Origin of the sequence: Pseudofrankia saprophytica (genome assembly GCF_000235425.2) — a bacterium.
Lineage (GTDB): Bacteria > Actinomycetota > Actinomycetes > Frankiales > Frankiaceae > Pseudofrankia > Pseudofrankia saprophytica.
Genome location: NZ_KI912266.1, coordinates 2,705,078 through 2,711,955 on the forward strand (window position 1 = coordinate 2,705,078; position 6,878 = coordinate 2,711,955).

General features: G+C 72.6%; 5 protein-coding genes. All 5 read left to right on the top strand.

Annotation, left to right across the window (positions count from 1 at the left end; translation table 11 throughout):
* Positions 1-359 precede the first annotated feature (359 nt).
* Positions 360-1,505 carry a DUF475 domain-containing protein gene (locus tag FRCN3DRAFT_RS0211245; RefSeq protein ID WP_035927421.1) on the top strand — a complete coding sequence of 382 codons (1,146 nt, stop codon included), beginning with the start codon at positions 360-362 and terminating at the stop codon, positions 1,503-1,505.
* Positions 1,506-1,794: 289 nt separating this feature from the next.
* A complete protein-coding gene (locus FRCN3DRAFT_RS0211250) occupies positions 1,795-2,466 on the top strand; it encodes a TerD family protein (protein WP_007520238.1) in 672 nt (223 codons plus the stop codon).
* Positions 2,463-3,386 (top strand): hypothetical protein, encoded by a 924-nt coding sequence (locus FRCN3DRAFT_RS0211255; RefSeq protein WP_007520237.1) that lies wholly within the window; start codon positions 2,463-2,465, stop codon positions 3,384-3,386. The genes FRCN3DRAFT_RS0211250 and FRCN3DRAFT_RS0211255 overlap by 4 nt, the downstream gene beginning before the upstream one ends.
* Positions 3,387-3,486: 100 nt before the next feature.
* Positions 3,487-5,178 (top strand): Hsp70 family protein, encoded by a 1,692-nt coding sequence (locus tag FRCN3DRAFT_RS0211260; RefSeq protein WP_007520235.1) that lies wholly within the window; start codon positions 3,487-3,489, stop codon positions 5,176-5,178.
* A gap of 491 nt (positions 5,179-5,669) precedes the next feature.
* Positions 5,670-6,878: zinc ribbon domain-containing protein (locus FRCN3DRAFT_RS43940; protein ID WP_007520234.1), on the top strand; the 1,209-nt coding region annotated here is incomplete at its 3' end.

Here is a 6,878-nt window from a genome sequence, read left to right on the forward strand (position 1 = left end):
CGCGTCCATGGCACGGTGGCGCACGGTGGCGGATAGCAGTCCGAGGGTGGCGGTCCTGGCTGGGATCGTGATTGTTGGCGTCGTGTCGCCCGCTTGTCACCTTTGTCCTCCGTGGTGCTGGCTACGATGCCGAGAGCCGCGCAGGTACCACGAGCGTGTCGAAGGTCGTTCGGCCCGTGGCCCAGCTCGCCGGAGCCACTCGGCGCCGCCAGGCGCGGGCGGAGGACCGGGCGCTCGGGGCGGCGCGACAGACGGCGGCGCCAGTGACGGCGGTGCGGCGGACTCCGGCGGACCGGAGCCGCAGTGCCAGGTGCCCGCCGGCCACCTTCCTCAACCGGTCCGCGGAGGTGCTGGTACTGGTGCACATCTTGCGGATCTTCGGCTGGTCCTTCGCGATAACCGCCGTGGTCATCGCGGCGGCCGGAGTGCTCGGCGGCTGGCACGCCGCCGCGATCGTGGCGATCCTCGCGGTCCTGGAGATCAGCCTGTCGTTCGACAACGCGGTGATCAACGCGACCATCCTGGGCCGGATGAGCCCCGTCTGGCAGCGGCTCTTCCTTACCGTGGGTGTGCTCATCGCCGTCTTCGGGATGCGGCTGATCTTCCCGATCGTCGTGGTCGCGCTCACCGCGCATCTTGGGCCGATACAGGTCATCGACCTGGCGGTCAACTCGGACAAGGTGAGTGACGGGTTCACCTATGCCGGCCATCTGCACAACGCCCACCCGGCGATCGCGGCCTTCGGCGGCATCTTCCTTTTCATGATCTTCCTGGACTTCATGTTCGACCCCGAGCGCGAGGTCCAGTGGCTGCGCTGGATCGAGGAGCCGCTGCGCAAGGCCGGCCAGCTCGACGTCATTCCCGTGGTGCTCGGGCTGGTCGCGCTGCTCGTCGTCGGCGAGGCGTTCTCCGACGGCCATACCGAGCAGGTCCTCGTCGCCGGGCTCGCGGGCCTCGCGACCTATCTGGGTGTGCGCGGCCTTGGTGAGTTCTTCGAGGCGCAGGGGATCGGGGCCGAGGAGGAGGACGGCGACGCGGAGCCGGGCGCTGTCGCGGCCACCGGTGCCCCGCGCGGCGGCGTGGTCCAGGCGACGGGGAAGGCGGCCTTCTTCCTCTTCCTCTACCTCGAGGTCCTGGACGCGTCGTTCTCGTTCGACGGCGTCGTCGGCGCGTTCGCCATCTCGCAGAACATCTTCATCATCGCCGCCGGCCTGGGCATCGGCGCGATGTACATCCGGTCGCTCACCGTCTACCTGGTGCGGCAGGGAACGCTGTCGGAGTACGTGTTCCTGGAGCACGGTGCTCACTACGCGATCGGCGCGCTCGCCGTCATTCTCGCCGTGTCGATCGAGACCGAGGTTCCCGAGATCGTCACCGGGCTGATCGGTGTCGCCTTCATCGGTATCGCCCTGCTGTCGTCGATGCGACACCGCAACGCGAACCGTGACGAAGGCGACGAGGCTGGCGAGCAGGAGGCGCCGGAACCGGTCGGCGCCAAGTCCTGACCGCGTACGACCCGGGGCCGCGCGCGAAGGCGGCCAACGGTCAAACGGTAAGGCCATCCGCGGTCCTCTAGCCGGCGGCTGGTGCCGTGCCCGTGCACGGCCCGGCCGCGCGGCCGGGAGGAAGTCCCTCCCGGCCGGGCCGTGATGGCGGTACTCCACACCTTCTACCGCTGTGCAGAATGGTTGACGGGGTCGTCGGGCCGGTGCTGGCCGGAAGGTCCGCGTTGGGGCCGCCCCCGGTCCTCCCGATCCGACGGGCCGTCGCGGACGACACCGCAAAGGAGCGGACATGGCAATTGACTACTCGAAGCGTCCGAGCGACACGCCTGGCGCGGCGCCCGGCGTGTCCCTGAGCAAGGTCACCCTCACCAAGTCCGCTCCCTCCGTATCGCTCTCCAAGCAGGGCGGCGGCGGGCGGTTGCACGTCAACCTCAACTGGAACACGGGCTCCGCCCCCCAGAAGGGCGGATTCCTCAAGCGCGTGCTCGGCGCGAACAACGGGATCGACCTCGACCTCGCCGCCATGTTCGAGCTGTCCAACGGCCAGTCCGGCGTGGTCCAGGCCCTGGGCAACAGCTTCGGGTCGTTCGACGCGCCGCCCTTCGTCGTGCTGGACGCCGACGACCGCACGGGTGCGGCGACCGGCGGTGAGAACCTCTACGTCAACCTCGCGCAGGCGGCCAACATCCGCCGGGTCCTGATCTTCGCCTTCATCTACGAGGGCGTCGCGTCCTTCGATCAGGCCGACGCGGTCGTGACGCTGACCCCGGCACAGGGCGCGCCGATCGAGGTCCGCCTCGACGAGCAGGCCGGCGGCAACCGGATGTGCGCGATCGCGCTGCTCACCAACAACGGCGCCGGCGACTTCACCGTCAGCCGGGAGGTCCGGTACGTCGGTGGCCACCGCCAGCTGGACGCCCTCTACAACTGGGGCCTGAACTGGACTCCGGGCCGCAAGTGACCGAGCCGCACTCCCGTCGCCGCCGCGAGCGGTCCGGCCGCTGGTTCCCCGGGCTGGACCCAGTCGGGCCGTCCGGGCAGGGCCAGGGCGCCGGGCCGGACGACGGCGACGTGGCGGGGCTCCCCGGGCTGGGGAGCCCCAGCGGCTCACCGACGACGCTGCCGATCATGTCGACGTCCGACGGGGGGCGCGGCAAGCCCGCGGCCGGGAGCGCTGTCGACATCTCCAACCCGATCTCCGACCCGCGGGGCATGCCGGGCCGGACCGGTGGGGCCCTCGACGGCCGGCCGCCCTTCGAGGCGGGGTCCTACGACAGCTACGACCGAGGCGACGAGCCGTCGGGTGGTGGCCCGGACTGGGGCGCGCCGCCCCAGCGGCCTCTCACCCCTCCGGGTGGCGAGCGGGTGGCCGGGGGGATGCCGGCCGGGCTCGCGGTGGGTCCGCCGACCCCGCCGGGCGGGGCCGTCGGCGACCTGGCCGGGCAGCTGGCCGCGCTCGCCCGCCGGGTAGACGAGCTCGCCCGGCTGCGCCGGCATGACGTCGAGCTGGTCGACCGGCTGCACGAGGAGAACACCCGGCTGCGCCAGGGCGAGCTGACCGAGGCGATGGCCCCGCTGCTGCGCGGCCTGATCAGGCTGCACGACCAGATGTCGAGCCTCGGCGCGGACGACCCGCAGAGCGTGGCGGGAATTCTGCGCAAGCAGCTCCTGCAGGTGCTCGACATCGCCGCCGATGTGCGGCCCTACATCGCCGTGCCGGGCAGTCAGTTCGATCCGACGCGCCACCTCGCGCTGCGCGGCATCGGCACCGACGAGCCCGCGCGTGACCGCACCATCGCCCGCGGCGTGCGGCCTGGCTTCGTGCGTGGCACCTCGACCGTGCTCCGCCCCGCCGAGGCCGAGGTCTACCGCCACAGATAGGGGTTGGTGACGGGTGGCTCGGTCGCGCTAGGTACAAAGGACGGAATAGGCGGGTCGACGACCGTAGGGGACGCGGCGCGCCAGAAGGGACGGTGGCGGCGTGGCGGAGGGCAACGGCGCCCGGGGCGCCAAGGTCTTCGGGATCGACCTGGGCACGACGTACTCGTGTATAGCCCGGCTGGATGAGTACGGCCGGCCGGACGTGATCCGCAACATCGAGTCGCAGCCGACCACTCCGTCGGTGGTGCTGTTCGACGAGGGCGCCGACAGCCAGGTCTCGTTCGTGGTCGGCACGCAGGCCAAGCGGCAGCTGCGGATCCGGCCGGACGACGTGGCCAGCCTGGTCAAGCGGCACATGGGCACGTCCGACTGGCGGTTCGTCGCGCACGGCGTCGAGTACACGGCGGCAGCCGTCTCCAGCCTCGTGCTCAAGGCGCTGGTCGGCGACGCCGAGCGAGCCACCGGCGGTCCGGTGACCGACGTCGTCATCACCGTGCCCGCCTACTTCGGCGACGAGGAGCGCAAGGCGACCAAGCTGGCGGGCGAGCTCGCCGGGCTGAACGTCGTCGACATCATCAACGAGCCGACCGCCGCCGCGTTCGCGTACGGGTTCGCCCAGGACGGCGCGGCGGAGTCGACCGTCCTCGTCTACGACCTCGGCGGTGGCACCTTCGACACGACGGTGATCCGGCTGCGCGAGGGCGGCATCACGGTCGTGGCCACGGACGGCGACCACGAGCTCGGCGGCGCCGACTGGGACCTGGAGCTGGTCCGCCATCTCGCCCGCCGGTTCGTGGAGGCGCAGCCCGAGGCCGGCGACCCGCTGGACGACGTCTACGACGAGCAGGAGCTGCTCACGTCCGCGGAGGACACCAAGCTCGCGCTGTCGGGCCGGGAGAGCGTCGACGTGCTCGTGGTGCACGGCGGCCGGCGCACCAGCGTGCAGCTGACCAGGGCGGCGTTCGAGGACCTCACCAAGCCGCTGCTCGACCGCACCGTCGAGCTCACCCGCTCGGTCCTGGACCGGGCCAGGGAGAAGGGTGTCGAGAAGATCGACACCTGCCTGCTCGTCGGCGGCATGAGCAAGTCGCCGGCGGTCGCGCGGCGGCTCGCGGAGGAGTTCGGCCTGGTCTGCAAGCTGGTCGACCCGGATCTCGCCGTCGCCAAGGGCGCCGCGGTCTACGGCCAGAAGAAGGCCCTGGAACGTGCCGTCCACGACGACCTGGTCAAGGCGGGGCGGATCGGGGCCGACGACGATCTCACCGCGGCCTCGGACGCCGACATCGCCGCGGCGGCGGCCGAGCGGGCGGGGGAGGTGGGCCTGCCGGCGGCGGCGGTCGCCGGCCTCGTGCGCACCACCGTCACCAACGTCACGTCGCGCGGCTTCGGGATCTTCGCCGAAGACCGGGGCCGGCCGGTGGCGGCGTTCCTCGCTCACCAGAACGACCCGTTGCCGATCTCGGTGACCAGGACCTTCTATACCGTCACCGACGACCAGACCGAGGTCGACATCCGCGTCTTCGAGCAGGGCACCGCGGTCGCGTCGCCCGTCATCGAGGACAACAAGGTCATCGTCGCCGACGCGCTGCGCGGCATTCCGTCCGGCCATTCCAGGGGCACACCTGTCGAGGTGAGCTTCGTGATGGGCCGCGACCAGACGATCGAGGTGCGCGCCACCCACCCGGGTACCCCGGAGCCGCTGGTGCTGCGGGTCACCGCCGGCGTGGGCAGCGAGGCGCTGCGCACCGCCGAGGCCGAGAAGGTCGGCAAGCTCATCGAGCGCCGCGAGTAGTCCCCGTCCCGCCGCCGAGTCAGGTCGACGCCGGGGCAGAGCCGGTGCCGGTCCCAGGACGCGAAACGGGGATGCGAGGCCGGCCTGCCCCGCGCGTCCGGATCATGCACCCGGATCGGCGCGTCCGGATCCGTGCGCCCGATGGGTGTGGCGTCCGGATCGGTGCGGCGTCCGTTCCTCGATGTCCGATCAAGACCGGAATGGCGGGTGAGGCGGCGTCCGAGTGGGGTTGGTGCGGCTGGCCCGATTCGGGGTCGACGCCTGGAAACCCGTTGTATCGGCGGCTCGGGCCGGTCCGTAACCTGGGTGGCGTATGGATCTGGCGGCTGGGGAGGCCGACCTGGCGTCGTCGTGTGATGCCGCCTGGTCGGTGGTGACGGCGCGATCACGAGATCCCGTCCGTGAACGGCTGCCCGTTCGGTTCTGACGGTGGTGGATGTACGGGCGGCTGGCGCTCGCTCGCTCGGCACGGCGTTTACATGAGGTGAGGCGTGAGCGCGGCGTTTGACGGCAGCGGCTACCGCCAGCGGGTGCTGGCGGTGCTGCGCGCGCGCTCCCCGCTGCGGCTCGACGACCCGTTCTTCGTCGCGGACCTCGATCCCGAGGGCGGCGACACCGACGCCGAGGTGCAGGCGCGGCTCGCCCGGGTGCTCGCGTTCCTGCAGCGGGAGCGCAGCTCGGCGAAGTACGCCACGCTCGCCGCCGAGCTGGTCCGCCGCCGGGCGGAGTGGGAGGCGCCGCTGCGCGACGCCGAGGCGCGGGAACGGACGCGCCAGCGCGTCGTCGAGGCCCGCCGCGACGGCGACACCGAGCGGCTGGCCAAGGTCGACGGCTACCTGGCCACGGTGCGCGAGCGGTTCGGCGGCATCCCGGTCTCCAGGGTCGAGGGCCTGCGACGGCTCGCCGCCCAGGCCGGGGTGGCCGGCGAGCGCTTCGAGGTGCGCCTCGCCAGGGAGCGGCTCATCGACGACGCCGCCGGGGTGGGCGTCGCGCCGCTGCCCGCCGACGCGCGTGGCCAGATCCGGGACCGGCTCGACGAGCTGCGGGCACTGCGCCGCGGGGACCACGCCTCGACCGCCTCGCTGTGGGCCTTCCTCGGGGTGGCGCCGGACGGCCCGCCGGCCCGGCTCGTGGCCGCCTACGAGGCGGTCGCGGCGGTGAACGCCCGCCGGCCGCACGACCGGGAGAAGACGGTCACCGCGGACCTGCTCGCCCTGGTCCGCGGCCGGCTGCTCGAGGGTGATCCAGCCGCCTACACCGCCGGCCTGCTCGCCGACGCGGCCGACGAGCTGCGCGCCGCCGTGGAGGAGCACGTCCTGCTGGACGGCGAGATCACCGCGGTCGCCTTCGAAGGCCTGATGCGCCGGGCGCTGGGCGCCGGCCGCGGCCTGTCCGCGGCCCAGGTCAGGTCGGTCGTGCTGGGCCTCGCCCGCGACCTGGGCGTCCCGGTGAGCACCGGCGCGACGGTCGACTTCGTCGTCTGCCCGGGCTGCGGGCGCCCGGAGCCTGTCGGCGAGGTCCGGGTCTGCCGATACTGCGACACCGATCTCTACATCGTCTGCCCCACCTGCGGGCGGCTTACCGAGGCGGCCGCCGTCGTCTGCCGGCAGTGCGGGCAGAGCGTGCGCCAGTCCAGGGACGCGACCGAGGCGCTCGCCGCGATCCGCCGCGCGCTCGACGACGGCCGGCCGGCCGAGGCG